A 20,728-nucleotide genomic window follows, 5' to 3' on the forward strand; every position below is an offset into this window, starting at 1 on the left:
GTAGCTATGTACGGACGGGATAAACGCTGAAAGCATCTAAGCGTGAAGCCCCCCTCAAGATGAGATTTCCCAGTATGTAAGACCCCTTGAAGACGACGAGGTAGATAGGCTGGGGGTGGAAGTGCAGCAATGCATGGAGCTGACCAGTACTAATCGGTCGAGGGCTTATCCAATAGCAAGTTGTCATTCGCGTGTTTCGTTTCGAATCTAGTTTTCAGAGAACAACAACTCTGAAATGTAAGCTAAGCGTTGCGTTTGGTGGCGATGGCGGAGGGGTTCCACACGTACCCATCCCGAACACGACCGTTAAGCCCTCTAGCGCCGATGGTACTTGGACCGCAGGGTCCTGGGAGAGTAGGACGCCGCCAAGCAAAGAACCACTGCCGATGTTATTCGGTGGTGGTTTTTATTATATAGTTTTATTATGCAGTATGGGATTAAAATACAGATTGAATTTGGTGATTTCTCAGCACAATAGGATGTATACAGGTAACGTTATTCGATAAGAATTGACGTTTTTTTGCGTAATAACTAGACTTGTCCGCTCTGGAAAAACAGTTGTGTTCATCAGGCAATACACCTGATATAACCAAGTACTTTTCCTTGACAGTCTAAATATCGCTTTGCTAAGATGGCAATAATAAATTTTTCAGAAAACGTATTTTCGGCGTAAAATACAGCCTGGAATCTTCGGGTTTTGGACCGTAAAGCTGAGCAAACATAAGGAGGAACACTTGCGTGTGGGAAGATAAATTTGGTAAGGAAGGCCTCACCTTTGATGATGTATTGCTAGTGCCACGGAAATCCGAGACACTGCCTAAAGAAGTAGATGTATCTATTCGTTTGAGTGATACTGTAAAGCTAAATATTCCTTTGATCAGTGCGGGTATGGATACAGTAACTGAAGCGACATTGGCTATTGCCATTGCACGTGAAGGCGGTATCGGTATTATTCATAAAAATATGTCGGTTGAACAACAGGCAGAAGAAGTAGATCGTGTTAAGCGTTCGGAGAGTGGTGTTATTACAAACCCGTTCTCACTGACGGCAGATCATCTGGTATCTGATGCGGAAGCAGTAATGGCGAAATATCGGATCTCCGGTGTACCTATTATTGAAGGAGATCAGAAGCTGGTTGGTATTTTGACCAACCGCGATTTGCGTTTTATCCATGATTACGGCATCAAAATTAGCGAAGTCATGACTCATGAGAATCTGGTTACCGCTCCTGTTGGCACTACACTGCAAGAAGCTGAAGGTATCCTTCAGAAGCATAAGATCGAGAAACTTCCATTAGTTGATGAGACAAACACGTTGAAAGGTCTTATCACGATTAAAGATATTGAGAAAGCCATTCAATTCCCTCATGCAGCCAAAGATGCTCAAGGACGTTTGTTGGTTGGTGCAGCGATTGGTATTTCCAAAGATACATTTGAACGTGCAGATGCTTTGGTACAAGCTGGTGTCGACCTGATTACGGTAGACTCGGCTCACGGACACCACATCAATATCATTGAAGCTGTACGTCAGCTTCGTGAACGTTTCCCTAGTCTGACCATCGTTGCAGGTAACGTCGCTACTGGCGCAGCCACTCGTGACCTGATCGAAGCAGGGGCTTCGGTAGTCAAAGTAGGTATTGGTCCAGGTTCGATTTGTACAACACGTGTTATCGCTGGTATTGGTGTACCTCAAGTAACTGCAGTGTACGATTGTGCAACAGTGGCACGCGAATATGGAGTTCCGATTATCGCGGATGGCGGAATTAAATATTCTGGTGAAATTACGAAGGCACTGGCTGCAGGCGCACACGCGGTGATGCTGGGAAGTTTGTTTGCCGGCACAGCAGAAAGCCCGGGAGAAACTGAAATCTTCCAAGGACGTAGCTACAAAGTATACCGCGGTATGGGTTCAATGGCTGCAATGAAACAAGGTAGTAAAGATCGTTACTTCCAAGATGATGACAAGAAACTGGTTCCGGAAGGAATCGAAGGTCGTGTCGCTTACAAAGGGCCTTTGTCTGATACGATCCACCAACTAATTGGTGGTCTGCGTTCGGGTATGGGATACTGTGGTACAAGTAACTTGGAGCAACTTCGTAACGATACAGGCTTTATCCGAATTACAGGTGCGGGACTGCGCGAAAGTCATCCCCATGATGTACAGATTACCAAAGAAGCACCTAACTACTCGTTGTAATCGGAAGAGAGTTAATCATTTCCAGGACAGGCTCGGTGATTTTCACCGGGTCTGTCTTTTTTTGCAGATACCCCTGTGATAGAATAGAACAAGCGGTGACGATCCATGGATGGATTAAGGCGTTGCGGCGGCTTTTTGACGTGAATCTATGAATATGGTTTTGAAAAGCAAATGCAGTGCCAGAAAAGGCTGCCAGGTAAACAGAAGCGCGGACGTCCTTTTACATAAGCATTTGCAAAATGCGGACTAAGTGACAATCGATAACGAACTTTAGGAGCAATAATATTGCTCGTTCGATACAGCGCATATAGCACACATCTCATACATCAAACACACAGATTAGGGAACAAGAAAATCGCAGCATAAGCTGCACTGAAGCAATTAATAATGCTTTGGATCGAAGGGAGTATTCATCATTGAAAGCCAAACACATGAATAAAAAGAAACGCCAAATGCTCAAAAAGAGCGTAGCCTCGGTAATGCTAATTAACATGCTTTGCATGTCTGCAGTAATGCCGGTCATGGCTGCTGTGGACAACTCCAGTCAGGTTCTGACTGCTGCGGCAACAACAACAAAGACGGAAAAAGCCGTAAAGGTGCCTGGGGTAGACTCACTTGGGCTTGAGGTTAGATCAGCGGTGCTAATGGAAGCCTCAACGGGACAGATTCTACTAAATGTTGATGCGGATAAAGCGATGCCACCTGCAAGTATGACCAAAATGATGACAGAGTACATTGTCGCCGAACAAGTCAAACAAGGTAAATTCGGTTGGGACGATATTGTAACTGTTAAAAAGAATGCTGCACAAAGTATCGGGTCGCGAATTTTCCTCGCGGAAGGTGACCAGCACACAGTTAAGGATCTCTATATTGCTATGGCTGTTGGCTCTGCCAATGATGCTACGGTTGCTTTGGCTGAACATGTTGCCGGTTCGGAAGAAGCTTTCGTGAAAATGATGAATGATGAAGCGAAGCGTATGGGCATGAAGGATACGTTCTTCATCAACTCTTCGGGTCTGGATCGAGCAGATATGCCTGCTGACTTCCGCCCAGCTGAAGACAAGGAAACAGTGATGTCCGCTCTGGATGCTGCAATTCTATGCCGATACATCATTATGGATCACCCGGACTACACAGAATTTACAACGATTCAATCCTACAAGTTCCGTCCCAATGATAAAGCTCCAATTATCAATTACAACTGGATGCTGGAAGCGAATAAAAATATAACCAATTTCAAAAGCTATGCCTATGAAGGTCTGGATGGAATGAAAACAGGCCATACCACGAACGCAGGTAATAACTTTACAGGTACAGCAGAACGTAACGGGATGCGTCTAATTAGTGTTGTTATGGGCACAGATTCGGAATCCGCACGTTTCAGAGAAACTAAAAAGGTATTGGACTATGGATTTAACAACTTTGAAGTGAAACAGGCTGTTGCGGGCAAGACCAAAGTGACGGGCTGGGAAGCGGTACCTTTGAAAAAAGGGAAAGAAACAAACGTTCCTGTTGTAACAGATAATGCGGTAAGTTTTGTTGTACCCAAAGGTACTCAGAACCTGGATGTGACATTCAAAGCCAACGTAACTGAGGCTGACAAGCTGGTAGCACCACTCAAGGCAGGTACGAAGGTTGGTACGGTAACGTACACGTATAAAGCAGAGGGAATTGAGCCACAGGAAAAAACAGTGAACTTGATCACTGCTGAAGAGGCTGAAAAAGGCGGATGGTTCCGTTTGTTCTTCCGTGCTGTGAAGGATTTCTTTGTGGATCTTTTTGACGGAATCAAAAACCTGTTCTAAGCCTTAGCAAACTTCATGGAAAGAGTATGATCATGATTTTAAGCTTACATGGTCATATCATTGACAAAATACAAGTTATTCCGACCGGATGGATTGTATATTTACAATTTTTCCGGTAAAATATCAAGTTAGAATTCACGTATGATGAAGTAAAAAAGTACAATGTTCGTTTACCGTATGCAAGATCGTGGCTGGTAAGAGAAGGGGAATGAGCGTATGAAGATCGGCGTTTTAGCACTTCAAGGAGCTGTCACAGAGCATATTCGAAGTATTGAACGTGCTGGAGCAGAAGGTATAGCTATCAAACAGGTTCAGCAATTGGAGAACTTGGATGGTCTTATCCTTCCTGGCGGGGAAAGCACGACGATCGGTAAACTGATGCGCAAGTATGGGTTTATGGATGCCATTCGGGCGTTTGCTGCTGAGGGTAAACCGGTATTTGGTACCTGTGCTGGCTTGATCGTTATGGCTAAACACATTGCAGGGCAAGAAGAAGCTCATTTGGAGCTAATGGATATGACTGTATCCCGAAATGCATTTGGACGGCAGAGAGAGAGTTTTGAGACGGATTTGCCAGTCAAAGGCATTGAGGAGACGGTAAGGGCTGTATTTATACGAGCACCCTTGATCGAGAGTGTCGGAGACCAGGTGGAGGTACTCTCCACATACAAGGATGAGATTGTTACGGCTCGTCAGGGACATTTGTTGGCTTGCTCCTACCATCCGGAATTGACGGATGACTATCGTCTGCATACTTATTTTGTAGACATGGCCAGATCCTACAAACACACGGTAGACTCTAAATAATGCATGATGTACAACCTATGATCTCCCGGTCATCGGATCACTTCACCAGAAGCCGTGTAAGGCCACTGGTTGGCAGTTGCATCTGAACGGATGCCTGATGTTGCCTGTATCTGCTTCATAGCGGGAATCGCAGCGGAGGGTGACAAGGGGGATATAGGTTGTTTTTTGGGTTACAGGTTCCGATAAGTATATAGTAAGGTGTATACAGTAGAGTTTTGAGAATGGATTTAACATAAGGCTTCACGTTGTGAGGTTATTTAGGAGGGGTATATCGTGCTTGATGTGAAAATATTGCGGAATGAGTATGCACGTGTAGAAGAAGCATTGACTAAACGTGGCAAATCGCTGGATCTTATCGCTGGATTTACCGAGATGGATGCCAAGCGTCGGGAATTGCTTCAAGAGAGTGAAACACTGAAGAGCCGTCGGAATACGGTCTCTGCGGAAGTTGCTAGACTGAAGAAAAATCGTGAGAATGCTGATGATCTGATTGTGGAGATGCGCGAAGTGTCTGATCGAATCAAAGCCATGGACGAGGAAGTTCGGGAACTGGAAGTGAAGATCAATGATCTCACAATGGCGATTCCGAACATTCCTAACGAAAGCGTACCTATTGGAGCTTCTGAAGACGACAATGTTGAGATTCGTCGTTGGGAAGAGCCGAAGTCATTTACTTTTGCACCAAAAGCACACTGGGAAATTGCACAGGATCTCGATATTCTTGATTTTGAAGCAGCTGCCAAAGTAACAGGTTCCCGTTTTACCTTTTATAAAGGTCTGGGCGCACGTCTGGAACGTGCATTGATTAACTTCATGATGGATCTGCACAGCGATCAACATGGATATGAAGAGATTCTGCCTCCATACATCGTTAATCGGGACAGCTTGTTTGGAACAGGTCAACTGCCTAAGTTCGAAGAAGACCTGTTCAAGTTGAAAGATACCGAATATTATCTGATCCCTACTGCTGAAGTTCCGGTAACGAACTACCATCGCGAAGAGATTCTGAATGTAGATCAATTGCCTAAGCACTTTGTGGCATACAGCTCTTGTTTCCGCTCTGAAGCCGGTTCGGCTGGACGGGATACACGCGGCTTGATTCGTCAGCATCAATTCAACAAAGTAGAGCTGCTCAAGCTCTCTACTCCGGAGACTTCGTATGAAGAGCTGGAGCAAATGACTCAAAATGCGGAGCGTGTGCTTCAATTGTTGGGCTTGCCGTATCGCGTCCTGACATTGTGCACGGCAGATATGGGCTTCACTTCAGCTAAAACGTATGATATTGAAGTGTGGTTGCCTGAGAGCGACACTTATCGTGAGATTTCTTCGTGCTCCAACTGTGAGGACTTCCAGGCACGTCGTGCCAATATCCGTTTCCGCAGAGAGCCAAAAGCCAAACCGGAATTTGTTCATACATTGAACGGGTCAGGATTGGCTGTTGGACGGACGGTAGCCGCTATCCTGGAGAACTATCAACAGGAAGATGGTACGGTTGTCATTCCTGAAGCATTGCGTCCTTATATGGGCGGTGCAAGTGTGATTGCACGTCGCTCTTAAGTAAGAGTTAGCTAACCATCCTCATCAAGGGGAATACAAATTCAATCCGTCATTTCGGAATGGCGGATTGGAGTGTTTTGTATAACTGAGGCAGTTGTCTGATACGGGATCATCAATTTTAATATAAAAGGTTGCATTATAATGTCGAGATGTGGTATGATACTTTTCGTGGCAAGTTTATAAAAGTTAATTCCCTGGAGAGGTACCGAAGCGGTCATAACGGGGCGGTCTTGAAAACCGTTAGGGGGCAACTCCACGTGGGTTCGAATCCCACCCTCTCCGCCATACTACACTTATAACAAGGATTCGAGCGATATCGCTCGGGTCCTTTTTTGCGTTGTGAGTTTGTCCAGCGTAGTGAGCATACAGGTTGGTGACCGATGTATACGTTGCTCAGTACAACGTTATATTTTGAATAAGGCTAATATGTATAAAAACATCTTCATCGCCGCACTTTATAGGAGTGGAGGTGGTAAGATGAACCGCGAGTTAAACATCGATCAGACAGAGCTTGTAGGGGCTTGGCAAGAACGTTTGCCTCAAGTCCTGAATGTTGGAGACCAGGCTCAGGTAATGGCCGACGAAGCCGATCAGCAGGCGATTCGGATACACATTGCTACAGCAGGGCACGAGATGTACTCTTTTGATTTCAAATGTGCATATGTCGATTCCCGTGAAGTCAGCGTACAGCTGATTGATGTGGAACGGGATGGACGAACGACGGATGAGCGTACAGAACCGATTCAGGAACTGGCTCACGATTATACACGGCACATTCATGAATGCGCCCAGTCGTTACAATCCCAGACGAGATAATAGCCTGAAATCTGAAGGAGTGAACTCAATTGACTAAAGCCAAAGCGGGAGTAGACAAAAACCTGCAAAATGTAGTCGATGATCTGGAGCAACCTGCCGTAAACAGTCATCATGCCCAGCAAATTCAGCAAGATATTAATGATCGCCGTCATCAGGATGCACTGAATCATGACAAAACGGAAGATAGGGACCCATCCCATTCCTAACAATGATGAGGGGGCAATAATATGAGCAAACCAAAAACAATTCCCGTACCGGAAGCGCAAGCATCCGAACAGCATCGTCATTCATCCAAACGCTCTTCCATGCAGGAACCATTATCCGGTTCCAAAAAAGTAAAAAATCAAAATCATGTGGATCATTTGAATCCCCAAGGTTAATAGAAGAAACAGATTCACGCAAAAGTCCCTTGTTACCTAACAGGGGGCTTTTGCGTATTCATACATATATAAAGACAGGCACATGGTTATTCACAAGCTGATATAGGTCTTTGTAGCCATTTTAAAGAGGAAAGATCACATTTTTCCCAAATTAGGTTTCGGTATCTGGTGATATGGTATATCATTGATATTGAATTACTTTTTTTTGGGGTTATCACGAGAGGAGAGAAACAAATGACTAAACGTATGGGGGCGCTTCTTCTCACGTTGCTGTTGACCGTATCTATGGCATTGACAGCATGTAGCAGCAAGCAGGAACCAAAAGAGGCATTGAAGACGGCTGCGGCCAATGCTTCCAAATTGACTTCGTATGAAATGAGTTCTAATTTCACCATTAATGAATTGAGCTATAAACCTGGGGATGCTTCACAAACTGATCCTACCATGACTCAGTTTATGAGCATGCTGAAGGATGCTCAGTTGAATGTAACAGGTGTATACCAAAGTGAGCCAATGCAGACAGAGATGACTCTTGGCATCGAGCTTAAAGGCGACATGGGTATGACCTTTAACATCCCAATGGTGATGACGGCAGAGAAACTCTATGTGAAAGTGCCGAATATTCCGTTCTTCCCGATTCCGGAGAACGTTGTAGGCAAATTCCTGGAACTTGACCTGAAAGAACTGGCTGAGCAAGAGGGTACAGAATGGAACCCTGATGCTATGGACGCAGCCAAAACGCAAAAGCTGAGTAACGAAGTTATGGACGCAGTGCTGAGCGAGTACGATCAAGCTAAATTCTTCAAAAATCTAGACACCAAAGATGCAAAACTTCCTGAAGGTGTAGATGCGAAGCAAGTTGTACAATTCTCGGTGAATAATGACAATGTTAAGGAAGCAGTTACTGTACTGGTAACAAAAGCTATGCCTAAAGTATTGGATATTCTGTCCAAAGAGGAATATCGTGAAATGCTGCAAATGGATCAGGCTGATATCGACAAAGCTAAAGAAGATCTGAAGATCACTGAAGCAGATCAGGCTGAAATGGCTAAAGACTTGGATAAATTGAAAGATGTTCTGACAATCAACCAATTCAACATCGATTTCGCATTGGACAAAAACGACTTCCCTGTATATCAAAAGATGGTCGCTGATGTGCTGATCAAGCCAGAAGGTACAAAAGACGAAGTGAAATTGGCATTTACCGGTTCCAATACGTACACCAAGATTAACGAAAAAGCAGCATTCAAAATCAACATCCCTACTGGCGATGACGTAATTACTATGCAAGAGTTCGAAGAACTGATGAACGCTTCATACGGATACTAATCTCGCTGAGTTCAACCGTCTGTGATTCAAGTGAAGGATAATCTCCTTCCGCTTGGGTACAGGCGGTTTTTTTTGTTAGACAGCGTAAGAGGGGATATCCGCAAAATAATGATCTTTGATTTTGAATCGTGGCTGGTGATCTATACTAATAAAACCGCACTCTCTCCTACATAGCTAGGGTAGTGCGGTTTTGTACATTAAATTTGTATATTTTGAATTGGAATGCAGACGGTTGAGGATACGTTTCTTCTTAATTAGTTTGCAAGTTCGTCCAAGTCTTCAGCAAGTACAGCATAGATCTGATGATCCTGATATTTGCCGTTGATCTTGAGGTATTTGCGAGCAGTACCTTCAAACTGGAATCCGTTCTTCTCCAGAACGCGCTGTGAACCTTTGTTGGAGGGCAATACTGCAGCCTGAATCCGATTTAACTTCAGCGCACGGAAGCCATAAGCTACGGCCAGTTTAACCGCTGCTGTCATTCGTCCGCCACCCTGATAATCTGGATGGATAAAGTAACCCATATCCGCATAATTGGCAACGCCCAATACGACATTGTTGATACTTACTTGTCCAATTAGCAGGCTGTCTTTAATAGTATAGATTCCAAATTGATATCCTGTACCATCTTCTGCTGCCTTGACCCGATCCTCAATCCGCCGAGTCTGAGCATCCAGTGTATAGAATTCATCGTCTCGCACGGGTTCTACAGACTGGTAGGGGACGCGTGTGATCTGAACCAGGTCCAGATAGGACTGTGTATCTTGGGGGGTGAGCAACCGAAGGCTTATGCCATTGGCTGTATCATAGAGTGTTAGTGCCATTACAGCACACTTCCTTTCTAATTGGGATGTTTGTAGTCGGTGACTACTTTAACTTTTGGCGCAGACTTCTGAAAAATTGAGTTAGCATCGTGGAGCATTCAGGTTGAAGAATATCCGCAATAACCTCGGTGCGATGGTTAAAACGCGGCTCCTGTAGCAGATTCATCAGTGTACCTGCACAGCCTGCCTTGGGATCAGCCGTACCATAGATAACGCGGGGAACTCTGGATTGTACAATTGCACCTGCACACATTGGACAAGGTTCCAGTGTGACGTACAGAGAACAATCCAACAAACGCCAAGCTCCGATGGTCTCGCTGGCCTGACGAATAGCCACCATCTCTGCATGGGCGGTGGAATCCAGTGTAGTTTCACGCAGATTGTATCCCCGACCAATAATTTGGTTATTTTGTACGATTACAGCTCCAATCGGCACTTCCCCGAGAGCTTCAGCCTTGTAGGCCTCGGCAATGGCCTCTCGCATCCAGTGCTCATGTTGAGCCTCTTCAGATAAATTCCCAAGATCGGGCTGGGGAGAATGGTCATTCATTACTATATAACTCCTTCCAAAATCGTTTATTCAGCGAACAAATATTCGGGTTGTTAACATGTTGTGTATAGAATTGTGGATAACCGTGTAGTTGCTCACATAGTTATGAACAAACTATCCACAAGCCTGTGGGTATGTGGATAAATATAGTGATTAATTTCATTGTAGAGTTCGAAAATGCAAAAAACAACGAATTTCGAGCTTTTCAGTCATTCGGTAACTTTTGGACACGGGTCAATTATCCTTTTCAAAAAGACATACAAGCGTTATGATGGAGATAGGTTTTGCCATATATCGCCAGAGGGTACAAGCCGAGAGGTGAACAAAAAAACTTGTCTATTAAAACGAAATTATCCATGATTATGTCGTGCTCAGTGCTCGTTATTTTAGTGTTGAATATCGCACTGAGTTATTATACTACAGAAGAGAATCTGAGGCAGGACAGTGAAACCAAGATGGTGCTCACTGCAAAGCAGATTGCAATTGCTGTCGAACAGAATCAATACAGTTCGGATTATGTAAAACGGCAGATTGGAAACAATCTGTGGCTTGCTGCTGTTATGGCAGCGGAAGAATTGGACCCGGATATTAATAATATCACAAATGAAGAACTTGTACGCTTGAGCCAAAAGGTCGGCGTCTCACATATTTCGTTAATGGAGCAGACGGATGATGACATCGTTGTTAGCCGCTCCTCAGATCCGAGAGAAATCGGGCTGTCCACCAAATCCATGACATATTGGTATCAGGCCTTTAAGCAATTGTTTGAAAAACAGCAGGTGACGATTCCCCAAGGGCAGAAGTTGGAGCATTTCTGGTCAGATGGATTCGAATACTCGACATCCAGTCCTTCGGATATTGATATCTGGGGTTACTACCATGATGGAAAGAGAAACTACATAATCAATCCCTTCTATAATAATACGGAAGTTGATGACTATGTGAAAATCTCTAGTCCGGATGAGATTTTAAATAAAATTCGTGAGGTCAATCCCTCCATTCTGGAGATTACAGGCATCAATCCGTTGACTTTTGGCAGCCCGAACATGGGTGATGACGGAAGAGATTCGAACTTTAGCAAGTTGAATAACAGACCGATTCGTTTTGGTACATACCAGTATGGTTCTACGGATGAGGATCATCGTGCTGTGGTGCGCGCCATTCGAACAGGGCAAAATGTATCTTTTGTCAGTGAAACGCACGAACAGAAGGTACTGAAGAGTTTTATTCCCATTTTCACACCCAATCAGTCTTCCTATGTGATCAGTATTGTCATGGACTATAAGCAAATATCCTCCATGGTATCTGAGCAGTTGGTGAGCCATGCCTCCATATCGTTGGTTTTGCTGGAGATTGTGATTTTTGGCAGCTATTTGCTCGCAGGGTATATTACACGTCCGATCCAATCCATACTGGGCAAAGTGAATGATGTAGCGGATGGGCACTTTGATTTCCGTCTGAAAGTAAAGAGGAAGGATGAACTTGGCCAGCTGGCCAATCGTATTAATGCCATGATTCGTAATCTGGGCCATTATACGAGCCGTCTGAAACAGATGTATGAAGAGAATCGGGCGGTGAAAGAACATCTGGAGTCCATTATCAATCAGACAGCGGACGCCATTCACATTACGGATCTTGAAGGAAAAGTGTTGCGGGTTAACCGCGCATTTGAACAATTATATGGCTTTCGAAGTCGTGAGGTGGAAGGTCGTAATCTGAAGATCATCCCGCCAGAGGCAGAAGAAGAAATGAAACGTCAGCATGCCCAACTCGTTGAGGGGATGTCCATTACGTCCAACGAAACTACCTGGATGAAGAAAGACGGGACCCGAGTAGAGGTCAGTGTCAGTACGGCTCCGGTACGAGACGAGGCTGGAGAGATTACCGCGCTCATTAGTGTCTCCAGGGACATTACAAGCCGTAATCGGATGGAAGAGTTGCTGAGACGTTCTGAGAAGCTAACAACCGTGGGCCAGCTTGCAGCAGGTGTGGCACATGAGATTCGTAATCCACTGACCACGCTGCGCGGATTCCTGCAGTTACAGCAAGAGAGCAACAAGCTGAATCATCGTCATCTGGATCTGATGTTATCGGAGCTGGATCGAATCAACCTTATTGTTGGTGAATTTTTGATTCTGGCGAAACCGCAGGCGGTTCATTTTCAGAATCGGGATATTCGTTTTATTCTTGGCGATGTCATCTCGTTACTGGATAGTCAAGCGCATCTGCATGGTGTAGAATTTGTACTGCGTGCCTCATCCGATTCGGCTATGGTACACTGTGAAGAGAACCAATTGAAGCAGGTATTCATCAATTTGCTGAAAAATGGTATGGAGGCCATGCCAAATGGAGGAAACATCCATATCAAGCTCAAGCATGACGAGCAATCGAAACGCGTCAGAATTGAGATCAGGGATGAAGGGATCGGTATCCCGGAAGAGATGATGCCCAAGCTTGGGGAGCCTTTCTTTACGAATAAAGAGTCTGGAACAGGGCTTGGCCTGATGGTCAGTCAACGCATTATTCAATCACATAAGGGCATGATGGATATTAAAAGCGTCATGAACAAGGGAACAACGGTTATTATTGAACTGCCTGCATCCGAGCAACAACCGGAAGTTATTGAGGTAGATCAGGTAACAGATGACACACTTACAGATGAAGAGAAATAGATGAGGTGAGATTACCTTTTGCGTATTAATAAATTTATTAGTGAAACAGGTTATTGCTCCCGGCGTGAAGCCGACAAGTTGGTGGATAGTGGTCAGGTAACCATTAATGGAGTTAAGGCTGAACTGGGCAGTCAGGCAGAAGAAGGCGACGATGTACGAATCAATGGCAAGCCAATCAAGGAAAAGAGAAAACACGTATATATCGCGCTGAATAAACCGATCGGGATCACAAGTACAACCGAGCAGCATATTCAGGGCAATATCGTTGATTTTGTCGGGCACGATGAACGTATCTTTCCTATTGGACGTCTGGATAAGGACTCGGAAGGTTTGATCCTGATGACCAATGATGGTGATATCGTTAACCGGATTCTTAGATCAGAAGGGCGCCATGAGAAAGAGTATATCGTTACTGTTGATCGATCTGTAACCCCGAGTTTCCTTAGAGGTATGAGCACTGGGGTGAAGATCCTGGGTGAAATGACCCTGCCTTGTACAGTGACCCGGATGACGGATCGAGTATTCCGTATCATCCTGACTGAAGGAAAGAACCGTCAGATTCGGCGGATGTGTAGTGCCTTTGGTTACGAGGTTCGTAAGTTGAAGCGTATTCGGATCATGAACATCCATCTTGGAGAAATGGCGACAGGTTCATGGAGAGAGCTTACCCCTGCTGAAAAAGCGGAGCTGGGCGGTCTGTTAGACTATTCACTGGAATAGTTGGTTCGAGTTCGACTAATTTAACCGATTAAAGCTCTGCTTTCCGAAAAGGAGCGCAGGGCTTTTTCTCGGAAAGCAGAGTTAATGAAGACTAGTCAATAATACCGAATAGTAAGGAAATATGTAGATGAACCAGGCATAAGCCTTATATAAACCTAAAAGACCGTTCTCCTTGTACCTGGAGAACGGTCTTTGGTTAATGAATCGCTGCAGGCCTCTAGTTTCCTCCGCCAACGGCTTTTACATTTGTATTGTTACTTTGATACTTCCGAATGATAGATACCTCTACACGGCGATTCTGTGCCCGTCCCGTATTGGTGTCATTGCTGGCAATTGGGTGATACTCTCCATAACCACTTGGTGTGAATTTGGAAGGGTCCAATTGCGAGTTCAGCAACAGGATTTTCAGGAAGTTGAGCGCACGATCTGCGCTTAGATCCCAGTTATCCTTATATTGGTTGTTCGAAATGGGAATATTATCGGTATGACCGGATACAACCACTTCATATTCAGGGAACTCCTGCAGCATGCTTGAGATTGCTTTGGCCAGGGATCGTGATTCAGGCTTCACATCTGCTCGGCCTGAGGAGAACAGGGCGTTATCACTGATGGTGATCTTCAATTCAGACTGATTCAGCTTGGTGTTCAGCTGGTCCGAGAGCCCGTTCTTCGAGATATATTTGTCGAGTCGCTCTTTGAGTTTCTCCAGGTCTTCTTGTTCTTTCTTAGCCATCTGTGCATCTGTAATCTGAGCTGGTGTTTTCTTGGTGATTTCTGTAGGTTCCTGTTTGTTCTTACCCAAATCAGCACCTGGCGTATCCGGATTCATGGACGAATGGTCCAGAATCCCGGAACCTCCATTTAATGCACTGTTTAGTGCGGAAGCCATCTGCTCGAACTTAGCTGCATCGATTGAACTCATACCGAACAATACAATAAACAGAGCGAGCAACAAGGTCATCAAGTCGGAATAGGGAAGCAACCAGCTCTCGTCTATATGCTCTTCATGTGGTTCGTGCTTCTTAGCCTTTTTCACCTGGTGATCCCTCCTTCTCTTCCAGTTGTTTACGTTCGGAAGGTGTCAGGAATACGGATAACTTTTGGTTGATGGCGATGGTGGAGACACCGGATTGTATAGATAACAGTCCTTCAACCATCATCAGCTTGATCTCCATTTCTTGCTTGGACATCCGTTTCAGCTTGTTAGACATCGGGTGCCATAACACGTAACCACTAAATATACCAAGGAGTGTTGCGATAAATGCTGCCGCAATCGCATGGGAGAGTTTCTCCATGTCACTGAGATCGGCAAGTGCTGCGATGAGACCTACAACGGCCCCGAGAACCCCGAGCGTTGGTGCGTACATCCCCGCCTGAGCGAAGATCAAGGCACTGCCACGGTGGCGCTCCTCTGTAGCATGAATATCTTCCATGAGCACATCACTTACAAATTCCTGATCGTTGCCGTCTATAATCATACGCATACCGCCACGAAGGAACTGATCGTCAATCTCTTCTACTTTTGATTCCAGTGCAAGCAAACCTTCACGACGGGTAGTGGAAGCCCAATCCATAAATGTGCCGATCAGGGATACGCGATCAATAAGTACTTGATTTTTGAAAACAATCCCGAAAAGCTTAGGGATTTTCTTAACTTCAGACATCGGAAATGCGATAAAGATGGTTCCTGCTGTACCAACAAAGATAATAATGTAGGCTGCGGGATTGTTAACCAGGTTGATTAAGGGCGCACCCTTCAAGAACATACCAAATACAAGGGAGACCAGCCCCAAAATTAGTCCAATAATCGTTGAAATGTTCATCATACACCTCATCCATGAGATAAAATTGAATCCTTTCAAGCGGCTGTGTTCGGGCTTCCGGACGAATTTTTGGCCGCAATCCGTTCAATGTTAGGCATTCCTTACGGTTGCTAAAACAGTTAAAACGGTCATATATGTATTTATCGACCAGAAGGCCTTTTTTTTTAAGGGCTATTTTCAGGTATAATAAGATCAAATCCGCTCCTTAGGGGCCGAATAGGAGTGAAAAGCCAATGGGCGTAAAGCATGGACGGGATTATGAAGGAATTTTGACAGATCTGACAACGGCAATCGGACGCATACCGGATCGGTATGTTTTCTTTGAAATGGACGCGGAAGAGTGGGGGAGACTGGCTGCATCTGACCAACTTGAAGTGGATGAGGCATTGGCGGAGGATCTGTTCTATGCGCTGGGCGAGGAGTCCGTTATTCCGGTTGGAAGTGGCGTGGTCATCCATGATAAGGAACAGCACCGCATTCATATTTTGATCGGGGAAGAAGAGTTGACATTTGTACCTTTAATTTAGTGTGTTTACTTGCATCTTTAGGGGTGTAAATGGAATTGGAATTCCCCTCAAAGCCTTATGGTTATTGGTTCTATGCCATGTAGTTGATTGGATTTTGAAGCTTGTCCGTGGTAAGATGTTAGTCGTGAAATGGGCCAACCGCATGGCGGTGAGCCTGGCCTTTGAGGTTGCTGTTGATCGCACTGAAGGTGTCGGTGGTTATACGGACGCATGTCTGTAATGTACCATCCTATGGGGAGGAAGATAACGCATGGTTTTTTCGCAAGAGGAAGTCGAAGCTCATCTGGGAAGGCTGGAAGGCTGGGAACTGGAAGAGGGACGGTGGATTGTACGTAAATTCGTGTTCTCCAACTACATGAAAGGGATTGCATTTGTGGATGAGGTCGCTGCGATCTCGGAAGCATTCAATCATCATCCTTTTATTACAATTGATTATACAACGGTTACACTGCGTCTCACGTCATGGGATGCGGGTGGTATCACATCTGTAGATATCAAGGAAGCAGGCCAATATAACGAAGCTTATGACAAAATGAGGTCGCAATAACGAGGTTGGTTATTATCACGCGGCCAGAAGTGAGTGAACCATACATGTCAGACTATAATCAGAAACAATCTCTTATTGCTGTCGTAGGCAGTCTCAATATGGATCTTGTGGTGAAGACAGACACAATTCCGGAAGAGGGAGAGACGGTGAGCGGTGAGGAGCTGCATTATCTCGCTGGTGGCAAAGGGGCCAACCAGGCTGTTGCCGCTGCGCGTCTGGGTGGACAGACTACGATGATTGGTGCGGTGGGATCGGACGGTTTTGGCGAACGTCTGCTGCACAGTCTGACGGAAAGTGGTGCAGATGCCTCGCGGGTTCGCATATTGGAAGACACGGTAACAGGGACGGCTTCCATCTGGCTCTCTCGGGGAGACAACCGGATTATCGTTATTCCTGGTGCGAATGGGCAAGTGGTGCCTGAGATGCTGGAAGAGGCGGATACGGTTAAAAGCCTGACTGCAGCCACAGCGGTGCTGCTGCAGCTGGAGATCCCGCTGCCAGCGGTTACCCGCGCCGCCCAACTGGCGGCTGAAGGCAGCGCACTGGTGGTGCTCAACCCGGCTCCCGCGGTGCCGGATCTGCCCCAGGAGCTCCTGCGGTGCGTCGACGTTGTCACGCCGAACCGCAGTGAGCTTGCCGTGCTTACCGGCCGGGATCATCTCCGGCCGGAAGACCTGGATGCGGCGGTCGCAGAGCTCGCCGCATCCCTCGGGGCCGCTGTCGTCACGACGCTCGGCCCCGAGGGGGCTGTGTACGCGGCGGCGCCTGGTGGCCGCGTACAAGCAGGGCGTGCCGGCGCGTGCCGTGCGCCCGGCTACGCCGTAAGCGCCGTCGATACGACCGGCGCTGGCGATTGCTTCAACGGCGCGCTGGCGGTAGCCCTCGCGCGCGGTGAGACTTTGGACGCGGCCGTAGGCTTTGCCATGGGTGCGGCCGCGTTATCCGTGACGAAGCTCGGCGCCCAGTCCGGGATGCCGTCCGCACGTGAAGTTGAGGCCTTTCTGGCTGAGCATGCCGCAGAGGCCTAATAGTTGGTATAACAAAGAGGCTCTTATTCTCCCAAAAGGGGATTAAGCGCCTCTTTGTTATGCGTGTGCAGAGATTATTTCTTCTCTGACAGCCACATGGCGATATTTGCAATCTCTTCATCCTGCAGTTTGCCCTTGAAGGAAGGCATACCACCTTTACCTTTGACAATCGTAGAATAGATCTTCTCCAGATCATCCTGGCTGCCGATGTTGGCCAGAGCAGGTCCTACGCCACCTTGAAGCTGATCCCCGTGACAGGAGATACAATTGGCTTTGACCAGTGCTTCAGCTTGTCCGGCATCCAATGTTACTTCCGGCATGGTTGGCTTGGCTTCTTCAGCCACTTCTTCTTTCCCTGGAAGCGTAAACATTAAAACAATAGCTAAAGCGCATGCTGCAAAAAATACTCCGCTCATGATCCATTTGTGCATCCCTTATGTCCCCTCCAGAATGAAAGATCATCTAACCTGAAACTATCCATATCATTATAACGGAACCTGTACTGACATCATAGCATTTTGTGGGAATTTTTTGAACTAATCACATAACAAGGGGCGAATTTGGTTGTTTTGCAATGGATTCTAACCGCGAGGCCCTTCATAAACCATACAGTGAAAGGGCTTCAAGCCGCTTGGGGTCTGTCGTTCGTATGTATCCTGGGTGATAAATCCACTCTTCAGATAGACTTGAATGGCACGAGCATTCCAAGTGAGTACTTCCAGATCAATCTCATTCGTGGGATTTCGGCGAATAGCTTCCTGTACAATGGCAGAGACAAAAGCTGTCCCTTGACCCTGACCACACAGCTCTGGATGCATGCCAAGGCCAATCCGGGTTACCCCTTGAAGTGGGAAGTATTGAGCAAACCCACATATACGATCGTTCTGATCCAGGACGATTGCATATTGCTCCTGCCGCAGCTGTGCATCTCCGAATTCCACTTCCAGAGCTTTCATCTGCTCCCAGGGGAGCCAGCTGTAGATATTGTAAGGCGGATCATACTGCCAACTGCAGATAAGCTCCGCATGTTCTTCTCGCATGGGTACAACGTGAAACGTCACAGGGGTTTCCTTCATACACCTGCATGCTCCTTTCCTTGAAACAGAACTCTTTGTCCACTCTACAAAAGAGATGTTCATTTAGCAAGTCTTCCTTCCAAGAAAAAAAATGAAACAAAAGTTCCGGTAATTTCGTTTATATTATAACGGGATGGGTAAAAACATCATAAGGGCACGGACGAACGAACGCAAAATGAACCTGTTGATGTCGCAGGATATGCCCCGAGTATAACTTGCAACATGAATAAGGATTGAAGCACAAAAAAACCGCCGGATACATTCCTGCGGAGAATGTACCGGGCGGTTCTGTTATGCTTCTTGCTTCGTTCCAGTATGGTTAATGGTTACAGCATCATGTTGCTCAGCTTGTCCCTATTCAAGGGCCAGTGATTCATATGCGTCCGTGCTCATAATCCGTTTTGCGCCAACATAACGATTGGCCCAATAGTTTTCACTCAATGCACTGATCGTAACGCCTTTGGAAGAAGAGGAGTGTGCGAACTTTCCATCCCCTACAAAGATACCTACATGAGATACGCCTTTACCTGTTGTATTAAAGAACACCAGATCGCCAGCTCTCATTTCCATGCGGGATACGGAATCGCCCATGTCGAATTGGGAACTGGATTGGCGTGCCAAATCAATACCCAACTTGTCGAATACATACCGGGTAAATCCGGAGCAGTCAAAGCCGTTAAGCGTTGTTCCCCCACTTTTGTATGTAGTTCCCATTGCTGAATCAATTACTGTGTCCATCTTTGAATCTGCGAATGCGCTACCTGCACCAAGCGATAAAGCGAATGTGATGCTAAGTACAGCTGCGGTTAATTTCTTCTTGAACAAGAGATATTCCCCTTCCAATGCCTGCGAGGTTAGCTTAAGGATTCGGTTGAAGGTCCCCTATGATCCCTCTGTAGCAAGATCAATTCACCCATAACTGGTTCCCCCGCTTCCCAGGTGCCAGGAATTTGGCTATGCTAGTTATGCACCTGCGAAATCAAGAAATGACGATTTAATTTTAAGTAGTTACAAATATGAATGTAAAGATTACAAAGTTGTTACTAAAAACTCACTGCGATTATTGTAACAGAGGAGTACGGCTTTGGCAACGTTTAGCAACAAATTTAGCAAAAAAAACCTCGACCTTTGACGGGGAAAGGTTGAGGTTTGCCTATTTATAAGTACATATTAGGCCATGAGTTTAACATGTGATGGTAACAATTTTTAAACTATCTGCTCTCACCTTTGGATATTTTGGACTGCCATAATCGGAAATGGCTGCATATTTTCCACAGACTTAATAGACATCTGGCAAGTGGATACGTCTGTTGTAGTATAAGTCCGGTAAGTCCCGTTAATAACCATGAGGCTGTAGTGAATGCCCCAAAGACGAGCAGGTGTACTCCGCCCAGCAGGAGTGCAATGCCGATTACGGCGATGAGATGACGCAGTGCAATCCAGAGGGCTTTGAGGGTACCGTGAGCCCCCCCTTCTCCTTCTGGTGCCGAAACACCGAACTGCATGTAGAGTATGACATGGTGGATGATCCAACCATATACAATCCAGGCAGCAACATAAGGTATACCAGGCAAAAGTAATTGAAGGGAATGAAATCCGTCCATGAGAATCGAGTAGAGCTTCGGTATGAGCCAGTAGGCGGGCAGAAGTATCAATAATGTACGTATGGTGTGGAGCAGCAGCATCGGTTTCCACAGATTTTTGATTCCGCGGACAAAGGGGATACGCTCTTCTGTAGAATTAAAGTGCTGAAGTGAGTAGAGCAGTCCTGCCTGAATGAGGGGGCTGATCAACATGCGAACCAGCAACATGCCCCCGAGAATCCATAGATAACGATGAACCTCCGGATGGGTAGACAGGTTAAGTTGACTTTCCATTTTGAACAAAAGTGTACTCAGCTCACCGGCATCAGCATCTGGATAGCGAAGGAGCAGTGGGATGACGGCCGATTGTACCATTCGATAGAAGAAATATCCCCAAATGAGTTGATAAAGAAATAAGAGTGCGGCAATGAACATATGCTGACGGACGAGAAACCAGCCTTCACGTATTTTCGCTTTCACCGTTTCCA

General features: G+C 45.9%; 21 protein-coding genes, 1 tRNA gene, 2 rRNA genes and 1 riboswitch. Of the genes, 16 read left to right on the forward strand and 8 right to left on the reverse strand.

Translation table 11 applies throughout. The annotated features are described in order from the left end of the window. The 11 genes from PAEAM_RS18715 to PAEAM_RS18760 all read left to right on the forward strand — a co-directional run. Window positions 1–173 (forward strand): 23S ribosomal RNA (locus tag PAEAM_RS18715); the annotation flags it as partial. 81 nt (window positions 174–254) lie between these two features. Continuing rightward, window positions 255–371: ribosomal RNA gene (gene rrf / locus PAEAM_RS18720) — 5S ribosomal RNA — on the forward strand. Window positions 372–738: 367 nt separating this feature from the next. Next, the gene (guaB, locus tag PAEAM_RS18725) at window positions 739–2,196 is read left to right on the forward strand and encodes an IMP dehydrogenase (protein WP_036607306.1); all 1,458 of its coding nucleotides are present in this window, start codon (window positions 739–741) and stop codon (window positions 2,194–2,196) included. 416 nt (window positions 2,197–2,612) lie between these two features. Then, on the forward strand, window positions 2,613–4,001 hold the full coding sequence (locus tag PAEAM_RS18730; RefSeq protein WP_100528565.1) for a D-alanyl-D-alanine carboxypeptidase family protein: 1,389 nt from the start codon (window positions 2,613–2,615) through the stop codon (window positions 3,999–4,001). A gap of 216 nt (window positions 4,002–4,217) precedes the next feature. Further along, on the forward strand, window positions 4,218–4,808 hold the full coding sequence (gene pdxT / locus PAEAM_RS18735) for a pyridoxal 5'-phosphate synthase glutaminase subunit PdxT (RefSeq protein ID WP_100528566.1): 591 nt from the start codon (window positions 4,218–4,220) through the stop codon (window positions 4,806–4,808). Window positions 4,809–5,081: 273 nt separating this feature from the next. Further along, window positions 5,082–6,365, forward strand: a complete 1,284-nt coding sequence (gene serS, locus PAEAM_RS18740) for a serine--tRNA ligase (RefSeq protein WP_076254817.1) — start codon at window positions 5,082–5,084, stop codon at window positions 6,363–6,365. 196 nt (window positions 6,366–6,561) lie between these two features. Continuing rightward, window positions 6,562–6,650 (forward strand) — tRNA-Ser (locus PAEAM_RS18745). Between the two features lie 192 nt (window positions 6,651–6,842). Beyond that, a complete protein-coding gene (locus tag PAEAM_RS18750) occupies window positions 6,843–7,181 on the forward strand; it encodes a hypothetical protein (RefSeq protein WP_036607297.1) in 339 nt (112 codons plus the stop codon). 29 nt (window positions 7,182–7,210) lie between these two features. Further along, window positions 7,211–7,387 (forward strand): hypothetical protein, encoded by a 177-nt coding sequence (locus tag PAEAM_RS31855; protein WP_017691325.1) that lies wholly within the window; start codon window positions 7,211–7,213, stop codon window positions 7,385–7,387. A 21-nt stretch (window positions 7,388–7,408) separates the two neighbouring features. Next, window positions 7,409–7,561, forward strand: a complete 153-nt coding sequence (locus PAEAM_RS18755) for a small acid-soluble spore protein P (RefSeq protein ID WP_036607296.1) — start codon at window positions 7,409–7,411, stop codon at window positions 7,559–7,561. 234 nt (window positions 7,562–7,795) lie between these two features. Continuing rightward, window positions 7,796–8,890 (forward strand): hypothetical protein, encoded by a 1,095-nt coding sequence (locus tag PAEAM_RS18760; protein ID WP_047841148.1) that lies wholly within the window; start codon window positions 7,796–7,798, stop codon window positions 8,888–8,890. Window positions 8,891–9,144: 254 nt separating this feature from the next. Here the strand turns inward: PAEAM_RS18760 and PAEAM_RS18765 are convergent, their stop codons facing one another. Beyond that, a complete protein-coding gene (locus tag PAEAM_RS18765) occupies window positions 9,145–9,714 on the reverse strand; it encodes a GNAT family N-acetyltransferase (protein ID WP_100528567.1) in 570 nt (189 codons plus the stop codon). A 43-nt stretch (window positions 9,715–9,757) separates the two neighbouring features. Beyond that, window positions 9,758–10,264: a tRNA adenosine(34) deaminase TadA gene (tadA, locus tag PAEAM_RS18770; RefSeq protein ID WP_076254823.1), complete on the reverse strand. Its 507-nt coding sequence runs from the start codon at window positions 10,262–10,264 to the stop codon at window positions 9,758–9,760. A gap of 332 nt (window positions 10,265–10,596) precedes the next feature. Between tadA and PAEAM_RS18775 the strand changes: the two genes are divergently transcribed. Together PAEAM_RS18775 and rluF are read left to right on the forward strand one after the other, a co-directional pair. Beyond that, window positions 10,597–12,936, forward strand: a complete 2,340-nt coding sequence (locus PAEAM_RS18775) for an ATP-binding protein (RefSeq protein WP_076329960.1) — start codon at window positions 10,597–10,599, stop codon at window positions 12,934–12,936. Window positions 12,937–12,954: 18 nt separating this feature from the next. Beyond that, window positions 12,955–13,656 (forward strand): 23S rRNA pseudouridine(2604) synthase RluF, encoded by a 702-nt coding sequence (gene rluF / locus PAEAM_RS18780; RefSeq protein WP_036607293.1) that lies wholly within the window; start codon window positions 12,955–12,957, stop codon window positions 13,654–13,656. 217 nt (window positions 13,657–13,873) lie between these two features. Here rluF and motB read toward each other — a convergent pair whose 3' ends face one another. Together motB and motA are read right to left on the reverse strand one after the other, a co-directional pair. Beyond that, window positions 13,874–14,692 carry a flagellar motor protein MotB gene (gene motB / locus PAEAM_RS18785; RefSeq protein ID WP_036607292.1) on the reverse strand — a complete coding sequence of 273 codons (819 nt, stop codon included), beginning with the start codon at window positions 14,690–14,692 and terminating at the stop codon, window positions 13,874–13,876. Beyond that, window positions 14,679–15,479 carry a flagellar motor stator protein MotA gene (gene motA / locus PAEAM_RS18790; protein WP_036607291.1) on the reverse strand — a complete coding sequence of 267 codons (801 nt, stop codon included), beginning with the start codon at window positions 15,477–15,479 and terminating at the stop codon, window positions 14,679–14,681. The genes motB and motA overlap by 14 nt, the downstream gene beginning before the upstream one ends. A 233-nt stretch (window positions 15,480–15,712) precedes the next feature. On the opposite strand from motA, the gene PAEAM_RS18795 reads away from it, so the two are divergent. The 3 genes from PAEAM_RS18795 to rbsK all read left to right on the forward strand — a co-directional run bounded on the left by PAEAM_RS18795 (window position 15,713) and on the right by rbsK (window position 17,581). Continuing rightward, entirely contained in the window at window positions 15,713–16,006 is a 294-nt protein-coding gene (locus PAEAM_RS18795; RefSeq protein ID WP_036607290.1) for a hypothetical protein, read from the forward strand. A 250-nt stretch (window positions 16,007–16,256) separates the two neighbouring features. Then, window positions 16,257–16,553 (forward strand): 4a-hydroxytetrahydrobiopterin dehydratase, encoded by a 297-nt coding sequence (locus PAEAM_RS18805; protein WP_017691315.1) that lies wholly within the window; start codon window positions 16,257–16,259, stop codon window positions 16,551–16,553. 44 nt (window positions 16,554–16,597) lie between these two features. Then, complete coding sequence (gene rbsK / locus PAEAM_RS18810; RefSeq protein WP_100528577.1) at window positions 16,598–17,581, forward strand: ribokinase; 984 nt, start codon at window positions 16,598–16,600, stop codon at window positions 17,579–17,581. A 74-nt stretch (window positions 17,582–17,655) separates the two neighbouring features. Here the strand turns inward: rbsK and PAEAM_RS18815 are convergent, their stop codons facing one another. From PAEAM_RS18815 to PAEAM_RS18830, 4 genes are all read right to left on the reverse strand, one after another. Next, complete coding sequence (locus tag PAEAM_RS18815; RefSeq protein WP_036607288.1) at window positions 17,656–18,012, reverse strand: c-type cytochrome; 357 nt, start codon at window positions 18,010–18,012, stop codon at window positions 17,656–17,658. 150 nt (window positions 18,013–18,162) lie between these two features. Next, the gene (locus PAEAM_RS18820) at window positions 18,163–18,657 is read right to left on the reverse strand and encodes a GNAT family N-acetyltransferase (RefSeq protein WP_100528569.1); all 495 of its coding nucleotides are present in this window, start codon (window positions 18,655–18,657) and stop codon (window positions 18,163–18,165) included. A gap of 354 nt (window positions 18,658–19,011) precedes the next feature. Next, window positions 19,012–19,482, reverse strand: a complete 471-nt coding sequence (locus PAEAM_RS18825; protein WP_100528570.1) for a C40 family peptidase — start codon at window positions 19,480–19,482, stop codon at window positions 19,012–19,014. Between the two features lie 3 nt (window positions 19,483–19,485). Continuing rightward, window positions 19,486–19,623: riboswitch (cyclic di-AMP (ydaO/yuaA leader) on the reverse strand. Between the two features lie 245 nt (window positions 19,624–19,868). Then, window positions 19,869–20,720 carry a hypothetical protein gene (locus PAEAM_RS18830; RefSeq protein ID WP_036607309.1) on the reverse strand — a complete coding sequence of 284 codons (852 nt, stop codon included), beginning with the start codon at window positions 20,718–20,720 and terminating at the stop codon, window positions 19,869–19,871. Window positions 20,721–20,728 lie beyond the last annotated feature (8 nt).

Source organism: Paenibacillus sp. GM1FR (genome assembly GCF_002803315.1).
Classification (GTDB): Bacteria; Bacillota; Bacilli; order Paenibacillales; family Paenibacillaceae; genus Paenibacillus; species Paenibacillus amylolyticus.